Below are 17,152 nucleotides of genomic sequence, written 5' to 3' on the forward strand. Positions count from 1 at the left end.
GAGCGGAGCAGAGATGTCGTCGTGTCGAAGGAGACCGATGGTGGAAGCCATGCAGGATGCCGGAGTGGTCGTCACCGGAGCGGGCGGCGGGATCGGGGCCGCGCTGGCCCGGCGGTTCGCCGCCGCGGGAGCCAGGGTCGTGGTCAACGACCTGGACGCGGCGAAGGCAGGGGCCGTCGCCGAGGAGATCGGCGGGATCGCGGTCCCCGGCGACGCCTCCGCGATCGTGGCCGACGCCCGGGACGCCCTCGGCGGCACGGTCGACGTCTACTGCGCCAACGCCGGGCTGCCCTCCGGCGGCTCGGAGGCGGCTCCCGCGCAGGTCTGGGAGCTCGCCTGGGACGTGAACGTGATGGCGCACGTCCGGGCGGCCAACGAGCTGCTCCCCGCCTGGCTGGAGCGCGGCAGCGGCCGTTTCGTCTCCACCGTGTCGGCGGCCGGGCTGCTCACCATGATCGGCGCGGCCCCGTACAGCGTCACCAAGCACGGCGCGTACGCCTTCGCCGAGTGGCTCTCCCTCACGTACCGCCACCGGGGGGTGAAGGTGCACGCGATCTGTCCGCAGGGGGTGCGCACCGACATGCTCGCGGGCACCGGCAGCGCCGGGGACCTCGTCCTGCTGCCCACCGCCATCGAGCCCGAGGCCGTCGCGGACGCCCTCTTCGCGGGGATCGAGGAGGACCGCTTCCTGATCCTTCCGCACCCCGAGGTGGCCGAGTACTACCGGGCGCGCGCCGGTGACCCGGAGCGCTGGCTGACGAACATGAACCACATCCAGCAGAAGTGGGAGGCGGACGGCCGATGAGCACCACCTCCCCGTACGCGGCCCGGCCGTGGGTCGCGCTCCTGAACGAGGCCCAGCGTGGCCCCGTCAGCCCCGACGACTCGGCCGTCCACGCCCTGCGCCGGGCCGTCGCCGAGACCCCCGACCGCGCCTTCCTCACCTATTTCGACGGACGCCTCGGCTACCGCGAGATCGACGAGCTGAGCGACTCCGTGGCCGGGCATCTCGCCGCCCGCGGCCTGGAGCGCGGCGACCGGGTGGCCGTCCTGCTGCAGAACAGCCCGCACTTCGTGCTCGCCGTCCTCGGCGCCTGGAAGGCCGGCGCGACCGTCCTGCCCGTCAACCCCATGTACAAGTCCGGCGAGGTGACCCACGTCCTGCGGGACGGCGAGGTCGCCGCGCTGATCTGCTCGGACCGGGCCTGGGAGTCGTATCTGCGCGAGACGGCCGCCGACTCGCCCGTACGGATCGTGCTGACCGGCTGCGAGCTGGACTTCCAGACGCGGGACGACGCGCGCGTGCTGACCTTCGAGCGGCTGCCGCAGGCGCCGGACGCCGACGACCTGGTGACCGTCGCGAAGGCGGGCCACAAGGCCCCGGGAGACCGCGATCCCGGCCCGTCGGACATCGCGCTGATCAGCTACACCTCGGGTACGAGCGGCGCCCCCAAGGGGGCCACCAACACGCACGGCAACATCATGTACAACGCCGAGCGCCAGCGCACGGGCCTGGCCCTGCCCGAGGCGCCCGTGTACTTCGCGATGGCGCCGCTGTTCCACATCACCGGGATGGTCTGCCAGTTCATCGCCTGCCTCAACAGCGGGGGCACGCTCGTCCTCGCGTACCGCTTCGAGTCGGGGGTCGTCCTCGACGCGTTCGCCGAGCACCGGCCGCACTACACGGTCGGCCCGTCGACCGCCTTCATGGCGCTGGCCGCGCATCCGTCCGTGACGCCGGACCACTTCTCCTCCTTCGTGAACATCTCGTCCGGCGGCGCGCCGCTGCCGCCCGCGCTGGTCGAGAAGTTCCGGGCGGGCTTCGGGCCGTACATCCGCAACGGCTACGGACTCACCGAGTGCACCGCGCCCTGCGCCTCGGTGCCGCCCCACCTGGAGGCGCCGGTCGACCCGGTCTCCGGGACGCTCGCCGTCGGCCTGCCAGGACCCGACAGCGTCGTACGCATCATCGACGACCACGGCCAGGAGGTGCCGCTCGGGGAACAGGGCGAGATCCTCGTACGCGGCCCGCAGGTCGTGCCCGGCTACTGGCGGCGCCCAGAAGCCACCGCGGAGACCTTCCCGGACGGGGAACTGCGCACCGGTGACATCGGGTTCATGGACACCGACGGCTGGCTGTACGTGGTCGACCGCAAGAAGGACATGATCAACGCGTCCGGGTTCAAGGTGTGGCCGCGCGAGGTCGAGGACGTTCTGTACACGCATCCCTCCGTGCGCGAGGCGGCTGTCGTCGGCGTGCCGGACGGGTACCGCGGCGAGACCGTCAAGGCGTACATCAGCCTCCGGCCGGGCGCGGAGGAGGACCCGGCCGCACTGGCCGCGTACTGCAAGGAGAGACTGGCCGCGTACAAGTACCCGCGGCAGGTCGAGATCCTGCCCGACTTGCCGAAGACGGCCAGTGGGAAGATCCTCCGGCGGGAACTGCGTTCCCGGCCGCACGTGTAGAACTGAACAAAGAGAACTGGAAGGCAGGTGGCGGCAGTGCCCAGGACGACGGACGGGGACGGCACGCCCGTTCCGCGGCGGCTGCTGGCCGCCGCCACCCGGCTCTTCGCCGAGCGCGGCTACGACCGCACCTCGGTCCAGGAGATCGTCGAGGCGGCCGGTGTCACCAAGGGCGCGCTCTACCACTACTTCGGGTCCAAGGACGATCTGCTCCACGAGGTGTACGCGCGGGTGCTGCGGGTGCAGCAGGAGCGGCTCGACTCCTTCGCTGACGCCGACGCGCCGGTGGAGGAGCGGTTGCGCGGCGCCGCGGCCGATGTCGTCGTCACGACGATCGACAACCTCGACGACGCGTCGATCTTCTTCCGCTCGATGCACCATCTGAGTCCGGAGAAGAACAAGCAGGTGCGGGCCGAGCGGCGGCGCTACCACGAGCGGTTCCGTGCGCTGATCGAGGAGGGGCAGGAGGCGGGGGTCTTCTCGAAGAAGACTCCGGCCGATCTTGTCGTCGACTACCACTTCGGTTCCGTGCACCACCTGTCCACGTGGTACCGGCCCGACGGCCCGCTCACCCAGCAGGAGGTCGCTGACCACCTCGCCGACCTGCTGCTGCGGGCGCTTCGACCGTAAGCCGTCCCCTGGCGGTGGTCACCGGCACGGGGGCCGGTAGGCCAGGCCGCCGAAGTACTTGGTCCACTGAGCGGGTGTGATGGTGGGAGCGGCGGTCCGGCACACCCGGGCGGCGACGCGCTCCGGGTCGGTCTCCCACAGCCGGGCGGTGCGGGCCGCGCTCCCGCTGGCCAGCGTGTGCCCGTCGGGACCGAACGCCGCCGTGTAGGTGTGCCCGCCGTCGCCGACGAGAGAGGCGGGCGGTCCGGGCCGGTCCGGATCGCGCACGTCCCACAGCCGGACGGTGCCGTCGGCGCCCGTGGTCGCCAGCGTGCGCCCGTCGGGGCTGAAGACCGGTGAGTGGACGGCGCCGACATGACCGGCGAGGGTCGCCGTCCCGTGCAGGCGGCGGCCGTCGACACGCCACAGGCGCACCGTGTCGCCGAAGTCCGTGGTGGCCAGGGTGCGCCCGTCCGGGCTGAACGCGGCGGCGTTGACCCCTTCCCGGAGTACCGGGGAGGTGTCCAGCTTCTTCGGCCGGCGGGGGTCGGTCACGTCCCACAGCCGTACGGTGCCGTCCCAGCCCCCGGTGGCCAGCGTGCGTCCGTCGGGGCTGTGGACGGCCGTGTTGGCACCGCCGGTGTGCCCGGTGAGAGCCGCCAGTTCGCGGGGCCGGCGCGGGTCGGCGACGTTCCACAGGCGTACGGCGCCGTCCCCGCCGGCGATGGCGAGGGTCCGGCCGTCGGGACCGAACGTCACCGTGTTCACGTGCTCGCCGTGTCCGGTGAGGGTGGCAAGGACGCGGGGCCGGCGCGGGTCGCCGATGTCCCACAGCCGGGCGGTGCGGTCCCAGCTGCCGGTGGCCAGGGTGCGTCCGTCCGGGCTCAGCGCCAGTCCGCACACGGCGTCCTTGTGCCCGGTGAGGGTGGCCAGTTCGCGAGGGCGGCGCGGGTCGGTGACGTCCCACAGCCGGGCGGTGCGGTCGTCGGCGGCCGTCGCGAGGACGTGCCCGCCGGAAGGGCCGAACGCCACGGCGCAGACGGTGTCGGTGTGGCCGCCGAGAGCGGGCAGGGGGAGGTCCCACAGCCGTACGGTCTGGTCGTCCCCGGCGCTGGCCAGGGTGCGGCCGTCGGGGCCGAACGCCACGGAGACGGCGGCGTCGGTGTGGCCGCTCAGCACAGTCCCTCGCCGGGGCCGGCGCGGATCGGTGACGTCCCACAGCCGTACGTTCTGGTCCATGCCGGCACTGGCGAGGCCGCGGCCGTCCGGACTGAAGGCGACGGAGCGCACGGCGTCGGTGTGGCCGCTCAGGGTCACCGGCTTCCCCGGGCGGCGCGGGTCGGCGATGTCCCACAGCCGTACCGCGCGGTCCCAGCTCGCGCCGGCGATCGTCTTCCCGTCCGGGCTGAACGCCACCCGGGTGACGGCGGCGGTGGGACCGGTGAGAGTGGCCTTCTTGCGGGCACGCCCGGACGCGTCGAACGTCCACAGCCGCACGGCGTTGTCGAAACCGGCGGCGGCGAGGACACGGCCGTCGGGGCTGAACGCCACGGTCACCACCGCGCGTTTGTCGTCGTGCCGTCCGGGCAGCGTCCGCGTCCCGCGGGGGCGGCCCGGATCGGTGACGTCCCACAGCCGTACCGTGCCGTCGGTGCTCGCGTCGGCCAGGGCGTGGCCGTCCCGGCTGAACGCCAGCGCGTTGACGTCACCGGAGTGGCCGCGCAGGACGGCCGTCGTGCGCGGGTGGCGCGGATCGCGGACGTCCCACAGCCGGGCGGTGTCGTCCCAGCTCGCGGTGGCGAGGGTACGGCCGTCGGGGCTGAAGGCCACGTCGCTGACCTTGTCGGTGTGCCCGGTGAGGGTGGCCAGCGAGCGCGGCCGGTGGGGGTCGCGGACGTCCCACAGCCGGGCGGTGTCGTCGTTGCTCCCGGTGGCCAGTACGCGGCTGTCGGCGCGGTGGGCCACGGCGTTGACGTTGTCGGTGTGGCCGGTCAGCCGGGTGGCGTAGGGGCCGGCGAAGGAGCTCAGCAGGCTGCCGCGGGCATCGGCGGTGGGGGCCAGCCGGTAGGCGGCCAGGCTGAGCTGGGCGGCCAGCGCCGGGTCGGTGGCACGCAGCGCGGCGGCCTGGCCCGCGGCCTTCTGGGACAGGGCGATGTTGCGCTGCCGGTTGGCGGTGTCCTGCGCGCGCACCGCGGAGAAGGTGGTGGCCGAGGCGATCAAAAGCAGGACCGCCAGCAGCCCGGTGAGCCGGCGCAGGCGGCGGGCCCGGTGGCGCGCCGCGGCCTGCTCGCCGTCCGCCGCGGCCCGGCTGGCGTCGAGGAACGTCCGCTCCCGCGCCGTCAGGGCGTCCGCGGCGTGGGCGGCCCACTCCTGGGCCTGCGCGAGCCGGACACCCCGGTACAGGCTGCCCGGATCGCGGTCCAGCGCCTCCCACGCGGCCGTGGCCTCGGTGAGGTCCCGGTGGACGCGGATGCCCGCCCGGTCCTCGGCGAGCCAGTCGCGCAGCCGGGGCCAGCACCGGATCAGGGCCTCATGGGCCAGCTCCACCCGCTCGTGGTCCAGCGTCAGCAGCCGCGCGTCGGCCGCACGGTCCAGCACGTCGCGGACCTCGCCGGCCTCGGCTCCGGCCAGGCCGTTCAGCTCCTCCAGGCGGGCCGGCCGCCGAGTGTCCTCGGTCCCTTCCCCCGGGACGGTCAGCCGCTCGAACACGCGCCGGGCCAGCGTCCGTCGTGCGGCGTCCAGCCGCTGGTAGAAGTCCTCCGCGGTGTGCGCCAGGCTTCCCTCCAGCCCGCCGGCCGCCTCGAAGGCGCCCAGCGTCAGCGCGTTGCCGCGTCGCCGCCGCCAGGTCTGCAGCAGCGCGTGCGACAGCAGCGGCAGCATTCCGGCCTGCGCGTGCGCCTGTGCCATGAGCGACGCCAGCAGCGCGCCCTCGACGGTCAGCCCGGCCAGCTGCGCCGGCTTGAGCACCGCCCGGCGCAGTTCGTCCTGGCTCATCGGCCCGACCGGCACCTGCGCGTCCCGCATCGCCTCCACCAGCAGCGCGTCGCGGGTGCAGTGCGCGTAGAAGTCGGCCCGCACGCCCAGGACGACCCGGCACCGGCCCGCCTCGGCCGAGGAGGCGGTGACCAGCGCCTCGATGAAGACGTTCCGCTCGGTCTCGTCCCGGCACAGCGTGAAGACCTCTTCGAACTGGTCGATGACGAGCACCACATGACCGTCGGCCGCGCCGTTGCTCGTTCCGGTGCCCGTACCGTCGGTCGCTCCGCCGCTCGTTCCCTCGGCCGCTCCACCGGTGGCCCCGGAACGGGCGACGATCTGCCGCACCACACGGCCCAGGTTCGCCGAATCCCGCCTCAGCTCCTCGTACAGCCCGCCCGGTGTGACCCCCGCCAGCCCGCCCAGCCGTACCGAACACTCCTCCAGCGGCCGCGGCCCCGGCGTGCACACCACCACCGTCGCCCCCGCGCGCAGGCGAGGCACCAGACCCGCCCGCAACAGGGACGACTTGCCCGATCCCGAGGCCCCGATCACCGCCGCGAACGGACGGCGCTCAAGCCGTGCGGCCAGCTCCTCCACCAGCTGTTCCCGGCCGAAGAACCACCGCGCGTCCTCCTCCCGGAACGACCGCAGACCCGCGTACGGCGGGGGCGTGCCGTTGTCCTCCGCAAGGCCGGGGGCGGCGTCCTCCTCGCCGAGCTGCTCCGCCACCGCCCGCCAGCGCCGCTCCCACTCCTGTACGTCCCCGCCGCAGGCGTGCGCGTACGCCAGGGTCACCGCCAGCGTCGGGAGCCGCTGCCCGGACGCCGCGGAGGACAAGGTCGAGATCGAGTAGTGCGCCCGCTCGGCCAGCGTCCGGTAGGGCGGGCTGCCCGCCGCACGCCGCAACTCCCGCAGCCCCGTGGCGAACTCCGCTAACGGACCTTCGTCCGCGTCCAGCGGACGCTCTCTGCGCGGCATCCCCGCACCTCCCCGTCACTCCCTGGTCGCGGCCTCACGACTGCCCCGCATTTTTCACGTGTTGTTTGTTCGACACCAGTGCCCCGAAGGCGAACAACGCGCGGAGCGCTACACCTTGAGCCACCGGCCCGCACCGAGCGGACGAGCGTGTGAGGAGAAGGCATGGAGTCCAGTGCTCCGCGGTGGTATTTCGTGGTGCTCCCGGACCGCGACGAGGCCGAGGCCCTCGCGGAGCGGCTCCCCACGCGGGGGACACGTACGGTGCCGCACGCGTCCGGGAGGCCGTGGCTGGTCGTCACGCTTCCCGACGAGCAGATCGTGACGGCCGAGGCGGGAGACGACCGGGCCGCCGTGCTCGGCTTCTCCTCGGCCTCGTCCGCGGCACTGCGCGAGGCCACCGGACGAGCGGGCGGTGTCGAGGCGTTCGACGAGCTGTCCCACACCCTGGCCGGCGGATTCCATCTGGTGGCCTCGGTCGGCGGACGGCTTCGCGCGCAGGGCAGTGCCTCGGGTGTCCACCGCGTGTTCCACGCCGTGATCGACGGCGTCGCGGTCGCGTCCGACCGCGCCGACGTCCTCGCCGAGCTGGGCGGATTCCCGTACGACGAGACCGCGTTGGCCGTCCGGCTGCTGCCGACCCTCCCGCACCCGCTCGGCGAACAGCCGCTGTGGCGGGGCGTCGAACCCGTCCCCGCGGAGTCGTACCTGCGCATCGGGGCGAACGGCCGGGAGACGGCCGTACGCCGATGGTGGCGGCGCCCCGATCCGGAGCTGTCCCGCGGCCGGGGCGCCGAACTGCTCCGCACCGCGCTGGCCGAAGCGGTCGCGGTACGCACCCGGGCGGGCGGAGTCGTCCACTGCGACCTCTCCGGCGGCCTGGACTCGACCCCGGTGACCTGGTTCGCGGCGCGGGGACCCGCCGAGATCGTCGCGGCCACCGCGTACAACGACGATCCGGGCGGCCGGGAGGACCTGCGCTGGGCGAGGCGCGCACTGGCGGCCATGCCGGACGTACGGCACCGGACCCAGTCGCTCGACGCACCACCGGCGGTCTACGAGGGACTGCCGCAGCTGGCCAACCGGCTGGACGAGCCGACGCACACCTACCTCTCCGCTCCCCGCGTCAACGCCAACATCCAGGACGCGCTGCGGCACTCGGCGCGGATGTACCTCAACGGGCTGGGCGGCGACCACCTGCAGAGCGGGCTGCCGAACTGGGAGCACACCCTCTTCCGCGGACGCCCGCTGCTCGCCTGGCGCCGCGCCCGTACCCATCCCATGCTCGGCCGGACCTCGGCAGCCGCGACGGTCCGCGGCCTGCTGGACCGTCGCGGCTACGCCGACTGGCTGCGTACCGCCGCGCTCGCGGCCGACGGAGCACGGCGGGACGGCGCCGCCGGCTTCGGCTGGGACCTGCCGCTCACCTGGCCGCGCTGGATGACCCCGGACGCGGTGCGAGCGGTACGAGCCCGCATCACCGCGCTCGCCGCCGGCGCGGAGCCCCTCGGGCCGGACCGCGCCGGGCACGCCGAGCTGGCACTGGTGCGGGACGGCGCCCGGGTGATCCGCGGCACCGGTCAGCTGGGCGCGGACGCCGACCTGCCCTACCAGGCGCCGCTCCTGGACGACCGGGTCCTGGAGGCGTGTCTGTCCGTCCGGCGCGAAGAGCGCGTCTCACCACTGGAGTTCAAGCCGCTGATGAAGGAGGCGATGCGCGGCCTGCTGCCCGGGGACTTCCTGGCCAGGACGACGAAGACGGGCGGCGACCCCCAGGCCGTACGCGGCTGGGCCGCACACCACACCGAGATCCTCGACCTCTGCACCGCCTCGCCCCTCGTGGAGCTGGGGTTCGTCGACGAAGCCGCGCTCAGGCGGTACAACAGGCCGCAGCCGGGGCGGATGCCCGACAGCGCCTTGAGGCCCACGGTCAACTGCGCCGTGTTCCTGCGCAACCAGACACGCGAACGCTTCGTGGCCCCGGCCCGTGCGGCGACCGGGAGCGGAACATGAGCCCCGGCCCGCGGGTGTCCGAGCACGTGTCCACGGCGAGCACCGAGTACGGCACGGTGCTGCTCGACGAACGCACCGGCCACTACTGGCAGTTGACGCCGAGCGCCTCGTTCGTCATGGCCCGGCTGCAGGAGGGCGACGGAGTCGAGGAGGCGGTCGCGGCACTCACGCACACCTACGACGTCGACGAGGAGACGGCCCGCCGGGACACCCTCGCGCTCATCGACCGGCTCCGGTCGCTCGGGGTGGTGACGCCGTGAGCCTGCCCGTCCTGCCCGGCCGCCCCCTGCGGCCGACGCCCGCGGTCCGGCTGAAGGTACATGCGGCCGTGTGGCTCGCGAGGCGGCTGGCCAGGAGATCGCCACAGCGCCTCAGAGCGGCGATGACCCTGCTGAGCCGGGGTGCGCGCGTGGCCGACCACGCGGAGGCGCGACAGGCCAGGGACGAGGTGCTCAGCGTCTGCCCGCGGCACTGCGGTTCGCCCACCGCCTGCCTGCCGCGGTCGATCGCGGTGGCGCTGGTGTGCCGGAGCCGCGGCACCTGGCCCACCTGGTGCGTGGGGGTGCGGGCGGCTCCGCCGTTCCTCGCGCACGCCTGGATCGAGGTGGCGGGAGAGATGGTCGACGAACCGGTCGACGGCGACTGCTACCGGAAGTTCTTCACGGTGGGCACACCGGAAGAAAGGGATGAAAGGGAGAAAAGCAAGTGAAGCAGATGGAGAACATGGAACAGACCGAGCGGATCCCCTACGAGACCCCGGCCGTCGTGGACCTGGGCGAGTTCGCCACGGAGACCGGATTCCTCTTCGTGGACTCCAACGAACTGGGCGTCCCCTGGCCTCTGTATTTGTGGTGACCCCGGCCCCGCGCCCCTTCAGGGGCGCGGGGAACCGCGCACCGGGGGTCCGGGGGCGGAGCCCCCGGGCAGTGACGGGACGGGTAGGGGCGGCGGGGGCGAAATCCCGCCCCCGGCCACCACGCTGCCTCAGACGTACTTCTTCAGCTCGTGCCGCGCCAGCGACCGCTGATGCACCTCGTCCGGCCCATCGGCCAACTTCAAGGTCCGCGCCCCGGCCCACAGCTCGGCCAGCGGGAAGTCCTGACTCACACCCCCCGCACCGTGCAACTGAATCGCCTTGTCGATGATGTCGACCACCGTCCGAGGCGTAGCGATCTTGATCGCCTGGATCTCCGTGTGCGCACCCTTGTTGCCGACGGTGTCCATCATCCAGGCCGTCTTGAGGACCAGCAGCCGAAGCTGCTCGACAGCCACCCGCGCGTCGGCGATCCAGTTGTGCACAACCCCCTGCTGGGCCAGCGACTTGCCGAAGGCCTCACGGGAGACCGCCCGCCGGCACATCAACTCGATCGCCCGCTCGGCCATGCCGATCAGCCGCATGCAGTGGTGGATCCGGCCGGGCCCGAGCCGCGCCTGCGCGATGGCGAAGCCGCCGCCCTCCTCGCCGATGAGGTTCGCGACCGGCACCCGCGCCCCGTGGAAGACGACCTCCGCGTGGCCCCCGTGGGAGTGGTCCTCGTAGCCGTACACCTGCATCGCGCGCTTCACCTCGACGCCCGGGGTGTCGCGCGGCACCAGGATCATCGACTGCTGGCGGCGGATGTCGGAGCCCTCGGGGTCCGTCTTGCCCATCACGATGAAGATCTTGCAGTCGGGGTTCATCGCCCCGGAGATGTACCACTTGCGGCCGGTGACGACGTACTCGTCCCCGCCGCCCGTGCCGTCCGCACCGCCGCCGGAGGTCCGCTCGATCAGCGTGGTGATGTTGGTGGCGTCCGAGGAGGCCACCTCCGGCTCGGTCATCGCGAACGCCGACCGGATCTCCCCGGCGAGCAGCGGCTCCAGCCACTGCTTGCGCTGCTGCTCGTCGCCGAACTGGCTGAGCACCTCCATGTTGCCGGTGTCGGGCGCCGCGCAGTTCAGCGCGGTGGGCGCCAACTGCGGGGACCGGCCGGTGATCTCGGCGAGCGGCGCGTACTGGAGGTTCGTCAGCCCGGCCCCGTACTCGGCGTCCGGCAGGAAGAGGTTCCACAGCCCCTGGCGGCGGGCCTCGGCCTTCAGCTCCTCGACCACGGCCGGGGTGTCCCACGGCGAGGCCAGTTGCTGACGCTGCTCGTGGGCGACGGCCTCCGCCGGATAGACGTGCTCGTCCATGAAGGCGAGCAGCTTGGCACGCAGTTCCTCGGTGCGCGCGTCGAATGCGAAGTCCATGTGCGGTCAGCCTTCCTGAAGGGTGGTCAGGCCGTGCTCGATGAACACGGGGACCAGGTCGCCGATACGGTCGAAACCCGCGCCGACGGTCTGGCCGAGCGTGTAGCGGTAGTGGATGCCCTCCAGGATCACGGCGAGCTTGAACCACGCGAACGCCGTGTACCAGGCGACGGCGGACACGTCGCGCCCCGAGCGTGCGGCGTACCGCTCGATCAGCTCGGCCGGCGACGGGTGTCCGGCGGCCGTCGCGGTCGTGGAGACGGGGGAGTCGGTCAGCCCCAGCGGCATGCTGTACATGACCAGCAGGCCCAGGTCGGTGAGCGGGTCGCCCAGCGTGGACATCTCCCAGTCGAGGATCGCCCTGATCCGGTCGTCCTCGCCGATCAGCACGTTGTCGAGGCGGTAGTCACCGTGTACGACCGTGGCCGTGGGGGAGGTCGGCAGCTCGCGCCCCAGGGCGGCGTGCAGTTCGTCGATGCCGGCCAGTTCGCGGTTGCGTGAGGCGTCCAACTGCTTGCCCCAGCGCCGCAGTTGCCGGTCGAGGAAGCCCTCGGGCCGGCCGAAGTCGGCGAGACCCACCTCGGCGGGGTCCACGGCGTGCAGTTCGACCAGGGTGTCGACGAGGCCGAGAACCGCGCCGCGGGTGCGCTCCGGGCCCAGCGGGGCGAGCTGCTCGGCGGTCCGGTAGGGGGTGCCCTCCACGAAGTCCATGACGTAGAAGGGCGCGCCGAGCACGTCCACGTCCTCGCACAGCAGCAGCGTCCGCGGCACGGGTACGGCGGTCGGGTGCAGGGCGCTGATCACCCGGTGCTCGCGCTTCATGTCGTGCGCCGTGGCCAGTACGTGCCCGAGCGGCGGCCTGCGTACGACCCACTTCGAGGTGCCGTCCGTCACCGCGTACGTGAGGTTCGACCGTCCGCCCTCGATCAGCCGGCCGGTCAGCGGGCCGTCGACCAGCCCGGGCCGCTCGCCGTCGAGCAGGCCGCGCAGCCGGTCGAGATCGAGACCTGGCGGGTGGTCTGGACTCATCGTGTTCCTCCGTAGGCGGGAATCAGGACTCCCCACATGATGCCGACCGGTCGGTATGCCGTCCAGTGGGCAAACGAAACGTGACCGGCGTCTCGGCCACGAAAGGCTACGAGAAACCCCCGAGCCGTCGCTTGCGGCTCGGGGGTCCCGGGGTCTCCGTGGGGCTGTCGGGGGCCCCGCGATGCCTAGTGGTCGTCCCAGTGCCCTTCGTGGCGGGCATGGCGGTGACCGTCATGAACGTAGTCCACGTGGTCGCCGTGCGTCACGGCCGGGTGTCCGCAGCCGTCACCGTGCTCGTGGCCGTGCCCGGCGTGGGAGACGTGCCCGGCGGGCTCGCACTCGTCCCAGTGCTCCGAGTGCCTGCGGTGCAGATGCCCGTCGTGCGCGTAGTCCACGTGGTCGCCGTGCGGCACCTCGGCGTGCCCGCAGTCCGGACCGTGGGTGTGCTGGTGGGAGGTGTGTTCCTGGTGAAGGGTGGTGGTCATGGTGCTCGCTCGCCTTCGAGGTGCGGAGTGTGACGCCGGTCAGGCTAGCCACCAGAACCCCATAAATCCCCTCGAAACGTCACATATGCCTCTGGAGCCGTCAGTACGTCAGTACCTCAGTACCCGGACCCTCACCAGACCCTCAGAAGACGAGAGCCGCCGCGCAGACGGCCAGCGCGATCGTGCACAGGGCGGCGACGCCCGCGTGCCTCGGGGTGAACGCCTCCGGGGGCACGCTCCCGGACAGGGTGCGGATCCGCCGGTGCGCCACGGCGAGAAACCCCAGCCACAGCCCGCAGCACAGCGCGCACACCACCAGCGCCGTCACGCCCGGTCCGTCGCGCAGTGCCGATTTCCCGGCGAGCACGGCGGCCACGGTCGCCGCCAGGGTCGTACGCCGCCAGGCCAGCCGCGTGCGCTCCGGCTGCAGTCCCGGGTCGCGTGCCGTCACGACTCCCACCCCGCCAGCACGACCACCACCATCGCGATGGCCACCAGGGCCACGCCGATGCTCAGCAGGGCCGGAAAACGGGACACCGGCAGGTCCTCGCCCCTGCGCATCGCGCGCTCGCAGCGGATCCAGTGGTTCACCGACCGCAGAGCGCACAGCACTCCCGCGGCCAGCAGCCCGAGCGCCAGTCCGGCCCGCCACTCCCACCGCAGATCGGGCAGGAACTGGTCCACGGCGAACCCGCCGCCGATCAGCGCGAGCGAGGTCCGCAGCCACGCCAGAAACGTCCGCTCGTTCGCCAACGAGAACCGGTAGTCGGGGGTGACCCCTTCTTCCTCGATCCGCTCAGGCGCGAACCACAACCGGACGTTCCGCACAAATTCGATCACCCCAGCGACAGTACCGGGACCGCAACCCCCACAAGCGGGCACGCCCCCGCAAGGGACACGGGGAACGCCACAGCCTTGTGCCCTCAGGGGTGCGGGGAACGGCGCAATCCTGTCGCTTTCAGGGGCGCGGGGAACGGCGCGACCAGCCCCCACTCACCCGCACCCGACAACGAACCTCAGCCGGCCCCCCGAAAAGCCCGCAGCCGCGAATACGCCGCCATCCCGTCCGGCACGAACTCCCACTCCGCAAGCCGCTCCCGAACCTCCCCCTCGGAGAGGAACGCATACCAGGCGACCTCCTCCACCTGCGGAGAAACCGCCACCTCGCACCGCACCTCGTACACCGCCGACCACCAGCTCTTCCCGGCCCCGTCGTCGTAGAGGAACTTGAACAGGAAGGACGGCCGGGCCAGCCCGGACACTCCCAGCTCCTCCTCGGCCTCCCGCAGCGCCGCGTCGTCGTAGCTCTCGCCCGCGCCCACGACCCCGCCGACGAACAGGTCGTACAGGGAGGGGAACACCAGCTTGGTCGACGTGCGCCGGTGCACGAACAGGCGCCCTTGCGCGTCTCTGACCTGGATGAACGTGCATCGATGCCGCATCCCGCGCGCGTACACGTCCCCGCGCCGGGCCCGGCCCACCACCTCGTCGTGCTCGTCGACGACGTCGAGAATCTCGTCAGCGGAACTCATCCGGCCATCAAAGCAGCACACCCTCGGCGGTGGACGTCACCGAGACGTCAGCGAAGCGGAATGCGCCGCGGCCGCCAACCGCTCCTTGAGCGCGACCCCGTTCGGCATCGCGGGGTGCAGCCCCAGCAGGACGACCCCCACCACGATTCCGGCGAGCCCGGCGGCCTCCCAGGCCAGCGCCCCGGAATCGGCCCGCAACCGGTCCCCGAGGAATCCCACCCCGCACACGATCCCGGCGAGCGGCTGCGCGGCGGTGAGCGCGGGCAGCGACATCCGCAGCGGCGCGGTCTCGAAGGCGCTCTGGACGAGCACGAGCCCGGTGATCCCGAGTGCGACGACCGCGTACACCTGCCAGCCGGTGACGAGCGCCGTCCAGCCGCCGTCGGAGAACCGCTGTCCGCTCACCCGGGTGAGCGCGTCCTGCACCCCGTACAGCAGGCCCGCCGCCACCCCGAGCGCCGGTCCCGAGCTGAGCCGGGACCGCTTGGCGTACCCGGTGAGCAGCAGCGCGAGGCCCACCATCACGCCGATGATCAGCCAGTGCCGCACCGGGTCGGAGACGGCGTCGCCGCCCTCGGGCTGTCCGGCCACGATGAAGGCCGTCACCCCGCCGGCGAGCAGCAGGAGCCCGCCCCAGCCCTGCCGGCCGAGCGGCCGGCGGGTCTGGCGCCGGGAGAGCACGAGCGCGAAGAGCAGATTGGTCGCGAGGAGCGGTTCGACGAGGGACACCTCACCGTGTGCCAGCGCGATCGCGCCGAGCACCATGCCGACCGCCATGAACGCGATCCCGCCCAGCCAGCGCGGCACCTTCACGAGGTCGAGGAGCAGCCGGGGGGAGAGGAAGTCGCCCAGGGGAGCGTGTGCCGCCGCGTTCTGCTGGAGGACGAATCCGACGCCCAGGCAGCAGGCCGCGCCGACAGCGAGGACGAGAACCAGAACCGACACGCTGCGTACCTCAAGACTTCGGACGGTTACGGGGCGAGGTGTGGGTATCGATCGACTGTAGCCCGAGTACCCGCGACCCGGCAGTTGACTGGGTCACTCCCTTGCCCAAGGATCTGACCGATCAGTAGCAACCGATCAGTAACAAGGCCGAAGGGGACCTGCTCATGGCGTACGACGCAGATGTGATCGTGATCGGAGCGGGGCTCGCCGGGCTCGCGGCGACCGCGGAACTCGTCGACGCGGGACGCAAGGTGATCCTTCTCGACCAGGAGCCGGAGCAGTCGATCGGCGGTCAGGCGCACTGGTCGTTCGGCGGCCTGTTCTTCGTGGACTCGCCCGAGCAGCGCCGGATGCGGATCAAGGACAGTCACGCGCTGGCCCTCCAGGACTGGATGGGCACCGCGGCCTTCGACCGCCCCGAGGACCACTGGCCCCGCAAGTGGGCCGAGGCGTACGTCGACTTCGCGGCCGGTGAGAAGCGGAGCTGGCTGCACAAGCAGGGCGTCCGCTGGTTCCCGGTGGTCAGCTGGGCCGAGCGCGGCGGTTACGACGCGGGCGGCCACGGCAACTCCGTACCGCGCTTCCACATCACCTGGGGTACGGGTCCGGGTCTGGTCGCGCCCTTCGAGCGGCGGGTCCGCGCGGGCGTCGCGCGGGGCCTCGTACAGCTCAAGTTCCGCCACCGCGTCACCGGTCTGTCGCGCAGCGCGGGCTCGGTCGACACCGTGAGCGGCGAGATCCTGGAGCCGTCGGGCGTCGAGCGCGGCCGGGCCAGCGGCAGGACGGTCACCGGCGCCTTCGAGCTCAGGGCCCAGGCGGTGATCGTCACCTCGGGTGGCATCGGCGGCAACCACGACCTCGTCCGCGCCAACTGGCCCGAGCGCCTGGGCACCCCGCCCGAGCGGATGATCTCCGGCGTGCCCGCGCACGTGGACGGCGAGATGCTCGGCATCGCGGAGGACGCCGGCGCGCACCTCATCAACCGCGACCGCATGTGGCACTACACCGAGGGCATCCAGAACTGGAACCCCATCTGGGACAAGCACGGCATCCGCATCCTGCCCGGCCCGTCCTCGCTCTGGCTGGACGCCCGCGGCAACCGGCTGCCCGTACCGCTGTTCCCGGGTTTCGACACGCTCGGCACGCTCGAACACATCATGAAGACCGGCCACGACTACACGTGGTTCGTGCTCAACCAGCGGATCATCGGCAAGGAGTTCGCGCTCTCGGGCTCCGAGCAGAATCCCGACCTCACCGGCAAGTCCGTCAAGGGTGTCTTCCAGCGGGCCAGGGCCGACGTACCGGCGCCGGTACGGGCGTTCATGGACAACGGCGCCGACTTCGTCATCGAGAAGGACCTCGGCGCACTCGTCCGCGGTATGAACGCGCTGACCAAGGAACCGCTCATCGACGAGGCCGAACTGCGCGGCCTGATCGTCGCGCGCGACCGGGAGATCGCCAACCCCTACACCAAGGACCTCCAGGTGATGGCGGTCCGCGGCACCCGCGCCTACCTCGGCGACAAGCTGATCCGTACGGCCACCCCGCACCGCATCCTCGACCCCAAGGCCGGTCCGCTCATCGCCGTCCGCCTCAACATCCTCACCCGCAAGACGCTCGGCGGCCTGGAGACCGACCTGTCGTCCCAGGTCCTCACCGAGGGCGGCGACCCGCTGTCCGGGGTGTACGCGGCGGGGGAGGCGGCCGGGTTCGGCGGCGGCGGAGTGCACGGATACCGGTCCCTGGAGGGGACGTTCCTCGGCGGCTGCCTGTTTTCCGGGCGCACGGCGGGGCGGGCCGCGGCGAAGGCCGTGAACTGACGGATGAGTCCCAACTCACTTCGCCGGGGCCCGGGTTGACGCGTGTCAGTGAGAGGCGGGCCTTGACGCG

Annotated in this window: 16 protein-coding genes; 8 read left to right on the forward strand and 8 right to left on the reverse strand. The window is 72.4% G+C overall.

The features are described 5' to 3' along the window. The first annotated feature begins 37 nt into the window (after positions 1-37). From OHS59_RS34970 to OHS59_RS34980, 3 genes are read left to right on the forward strand one after another with little or no spacing between them, the layout of a single operon-like run. Entirely contained in the window at positions 38-805 is a 768-nt protein-coding gene (locus OHS59_RS34970; protein ID WP_328497347.1) for an SDR family oxidoreductase, read from the forward strand. Continuing rightward, the gene (locus tag OHS59_RS34975; protein ID WP_328497348.1) at positions 802-2,466 is read left to right on the forward strand and encodes a class I adenylate-forming enzyme family protein; all 1,665 of its coding nucleotides are present in this window, start codon (positions 802-804) and stop codon (positions 2,464-2,466) included. The genes OHS59_RS34970 and OHS59_RS34975 overlap by 4 nt, the downstream gene beginning before the upstream one ends. Positions 2,467-2,502: 36 nt before the next feature. Further along, entirely contained in the window at positions 2,503-3,096 is a 594-nt protein-coding gene (locus OHS59_RS34980) for a TetR/AcrR family transcriptional regulator (protein WP_107021099.1), read from the forward strand. 18 nt (positions 3,097-3,114) lie between these two features. Here OHS59_RS34980 and OHS59_RS34985 read toward each other — a convergent pair whose 3' ends face one another. Continuing rightward, positions 3,115-7,032: an nSTAND1 domain-containing NTPase gene (locus OHS59_RS34985; RefSeq protein WP_328497349.1), complete on the reverse strand. Its 3,918-nt coding sequence runs from the start codon at positions 7,030-7,032 to the stop codon at positions 3,115-3,117. A 162-nt stretch (positions 7,033-7,194) separates the two neighbouring features. Between OHS59_RS34985 and OHS59_RS34990 the strand changes: the two genes are divergently transcribed. Genes OHS59_RS34990 through OHS59_RS35005 form a run of 4 tightly spaced genes read left to right on the forward strand, consistent with a single transcriptional unit; the run spans position 7,195 to position 9,897 of the window. Next, complete coding sequence (locus OHS59_RS34990) at positions 7,195-9,042, forward strand: asparagine synthase-related protein (RefSeq protein WP_328497350.1); 1,848 nt, start codon at positions 7,195-7,197, stop codon at positions 9,040-9,042. Beyond that, positions 9,039-9,302, forward strand: a complete 264-nt coding sequence (locus tag OHS59_RS34995; RefSeq protein WP_328497351.1) for a lasso peptide biosynthesis PqqD family chaperone — start codon at positions 9,039-9,041, stop codon at positions 9,300-9,302. Before OHS59_RS34990 ends, OHS59_RS34995 begins: the two co-directional genes overlap by 4 nt. Then, positions 9,299-9,751 (forward strand): lasso peptide biosynthesis B2 protein, encoded by a 453-nt coding sequence (locus OHS59_RS35000; RefSeq protein ID WP_328497352.1) that lies wholly within the window; start codon positions 9,299-9,301, stop codon positions 9,749-9,751. Before OHS59_RS34995 ends, OHS59_RS35000 begins: the two co-directional genes overlap by 4 nt. A gap of 5 nt (positions 9,752-9,756) precedes the next feature. Further along, a complete protein-coding gene (locus tag OHS59_RS35005) occupies positions 9,757-9,897 on the forward strand; it encodes a lasso RiPP family leader peptide-containing protein (RefSeq protein ID WP_328499475.1) in 141 nt (46 codons plus the stop codon). Positions 9,898-10,026: 129 nt separating this feature from the next. Here OHS59_RS35005 and OHS59_RS35010 read toward each other — a convergent pair whose 3' ends face one another. The 7 genes from OHS59_RS35010 to OHS59_RS35040 form a co-directional block, all read right to left on the reverse strand. Next, positions 10,027-11,271 (reverse strand): acyl-CoA dehydrogenase family protein, encoded by a 1,245-nt coding sequence (locus tag OHS59_RS35010; protein WP_328497353.1) that lies wholly within the window; start codon positions 11,269-11,271, stop codon positions 10,027-10,029. A 6-nt stretch (positions 11,272-11,277) separates the two neighbouring features. After that, complete coding sequence (locus OHS59_RS35015) at positions 11,278-12,300, reverse strand: phosphotransferase family protein (protein WP_328497354.1); 1,023 nt, start codon at positions 12,298-12,300, stop codon at positions 11,278-11,280. A gap of 185 nt (positions 12,301-12,485) precedes the next feature. After that, positions 12,486-12,785 carry a hypothetical protein gene (locus OHS59_RS35020; RefSeq protein WP_328497355.1) on the reverse strand — a complete coding sequence of 100 codons (300 nt, stop codon included), beginning with the start codon at positions 12,783-12,785 and terminating at the stop codon, positions 12,486-12,488. A gap of 142 nt (positions 12,786-12,927) precedes the next feature. Continuing rightward, positions 12,928-13,236 carry a DUF202 domain-containing protein gene (locus OHS59_RS35025; RefSeq protein WP_328497356.1) on the reverse strand — a complete coding sequence of 103 codons (309 nt, stop codon included), beginning with the start codon at positions 13,234-13,236 and terminating at the stop codon, positions 12,928-12,930. Next, entirely contained in the window at positions 13,233-13,625 is a 393-nt protein-coding gene (locus OHS59_RS35030) for a YidH family protein (protein ID WP_328497357.1), read from the reverse strand. Before OHS59_RS35030 ends, OHS59_RS35025 begins: the two co-directional genes overlap by 4 nt. Positions 13,626-13,801: 176 nt before the next feature. Continuing rightward, a complete protein-coding gene (locus OHS59_RS35035; protein ID WP_328497358.1) occupies positions 13,802-14,317 on the reverse strand; it encodes an NUDIX hydrolase in 516 nt (171 codons plus the stop codon). Positions 14,318-14,353: 36 nt separating this feature from the next. After that, on the reverse strand, positions 14,354-15,262 hold the full coding sequence (locus OHS59_RS35040) for a DMT family transporter (RefSeq protein ID WP_328497359.1): 909 nt from the start codon (positions 15,260-15,262) through the stop codon (positions 14,354-14,356). Between the two features lie 164 nt (positions 15,263-15,426). Here OHS59_RS35040 and OHS59_RS35045 point away from each other — a divergent pair, with 164 nt between their 5' ends. After that, positions 15,427-17,082, forward strand: a complete 1,656-nt coding sequence (locus OHS59_RS35045; protein ID WP_328497360.1) for an FAD-binding dehydrogenase — start codon at positions 15,427-15,429, stop codon at positions 17,080-17,082. Positions 17,083-17,152: the final 70 nt, after the last annotated feature.

The organism is Streptomyces sp. NBC_00414 (genome assembly GCF_036038375.1).
Classification (GTDB): Bacteria; Actinomycetota; Actinomycetes; order Streptomycetales; family Streptomycetaceae; genus Streptomyces.